This window comes from Bradyrhizobium sp. P5_C11_2, from assembly GCF_054049755.1.
The window spans coordinates 1-1970 of the sequence record NZ_JBFULT010000876.1; the positions used below are offsets into that span (position 1 = coordinate 1).

At 54.8% G+C, this 1970-nt stretch carries 2 protein-coding genes; both read left to right on the forward strand.

Annotation, left to right across the window (positions count from 1 at the left end; genetic code table 11):
- Window positions 1-202, forward strand: a 202-nt coding sequence (locus ACXJL8_RS39755; RefSeq protein WP_456686891.1) for a hypothetical protein, incomplete at its 5' end; no start/stop codon positions are given.
- A gap of 501 nt (window positions 203-703) precedes the next feature.
- The coding region (locus ACXJL8_RS39760) for a lipopolysaccharide biosynthesis protein (RefSeq protein ID WP_456686892.1) at window positions 704-1970 on the forward strand (1267 nt) is incomplete at its 3' end.

The window sequence follows — 1970 nt, forward strand, 5'->3', positions numbered from 1 at the left end:
CTTTGTGCGAGAGCTCGGCTATGCCGACTGCCGCCAAATCCGGCGCGCCGGGCGCTTTTTCGTCTCCGGACACAGCTCCGGACCTGGCCCCTGGGAAAGTGACGGCAAGTGGTACTCTGCGGATAAGAGCCTGTCGCGGTGGCACCGGGCGAAGGCGACTGGCACGTTGTCCGGTTGGTACGACATACACGCCACGGTTTGATCGCGACGTGACAGCGCCCGGTGGCCACGCGTGCAGATACGCGCTGACCCCTGCACCGTACACCGCCACCTGCTCGATGTCTTCCAAGCCCAGCGGCATCTGATCTTCGGGACCGCGGACTCGCAGATCACCCCATCATCCGGTAGGCGGCCCTTGAACAGCGCCTACGAACGAGGTCCGGTCAGGGCAAGACCGTTAGTTGGGTGCAGCGATCGAGAATTAGCGTATTACGGAGTACTTACAGTTGGGTAGCCACTCAGCCACCGGTTGAACTTGATCGAGTTGCTTTTTATTCCCAACCGTTTTGCTTACACTTGCTCAAATCTCGCCCTCGGCGATGGTCGCATAACGAACACGTGAGCTTTTAGGGCTTTGTTTGTTGCCCGAAGGAGCACGGTCAGTTTTGACCTTCTTTGTGGACGAGCCTCGGGTCGGGCCGACGTTCCTGCCAACTTCGTTTTCGTCGGCGCCATCGCCGCTAGAGTCTAGGTCGCGGATTCCATGGCATCAATATCACGTCAAGGCATTGCACTCTCCGCTGCTCGCTATATCGAACAGGCCATCATGCTGTTGACGCCGGTCGTTCTGGTGCGAACGATCGACTCCGGAGCGTTCGGCGAATATCGGCTGTTCTGGCTACTTGTAAATACCGTGGCTCTGTTGTTCGCCTTTGAGCTGCCCCGCAGTTTGCTTTTCTTCTTTGTCCGTTTGGATTCAGAGGGACGCCGGCTTTATGTCGGGCAGACGGTGCTGTTCTTGCTTGCCGTAACGATGATTGCGTCGGCTCTGATTTTTGTCTTTGGTGATTCCCTGCCCTCGGCCATGAGAGACCTGCTGCGCCAGCATGGGTTTTTGATTGTAGTTTTCCTGCTTGCCTCGAATTTGGGCTTGTTACTCGACGCGTTACCCAACGCCGCAGGGCAGATTCGATGGCAGGCACAAGCTATCGTGGCCACATCCGTGCTCAGGGCCGTGCTCATAATTTCCGCGGCAGTAATTTTTCGGCGGCTTGAAGAGGTGCTGATTGCCACATCACTTGCTGCCTGCATCCGACTCGGACTTTTGGCTTATTTCATTTCACGCTATTGCGGCATTCGACTGTTCCCGCTGGACAAGCAGCAATTCAGTACACAGCTTCGTTATGCTCTTCCATTTGGCGCGGCTGGCTTGCTATGGAACATGCGGAAACAAGCCGAGCAATGGATCGTGGCCACGGTATTTTCATCAGGGGTGTTCGGCATATTTTCAATTGCAACTATGCTCCTTATGCCCTTTGAAGTCCTGAGAGGCGTACTGGCGAATTTGCTTTTGCCCAAGATGAGCCATCTTCATTCAGTCGGTCGCCACGAAGAGCTGTTGCGGCTGAACAACCAAGGCAATGTGATAATTAGCGCGATTATGTTTCCCGCTATTGCGGCATTATTCGCCTTTTCCTATGAAGTCATCCAGCTTCTATTTACAAACGCGTACGTTAGCGGCGCGCCAGTACTGCGCATTTATCTGGTTCAGACGTTGATATCGGCTGAAATTACCACCCTGCTGAGCGTGTTCGGACAAGGGTCGGCGAACATGCGTTATGAAGCCTCGGTTTTGCCCTTTGCCGTAATAACCAGCTTAGCCGGTGTTTGGTATTTCGGCCTGCCGGGCGCGGCCGTGGGATCGGTACTGGCCACCTTCATGGCGTATGCGCTCTGCCTGAGAAGACTTTCAAAAGTGATGAGCGTTCCGATCGCAAGGGTGCAGGATTGGAAGAATCTTGGAATAATTT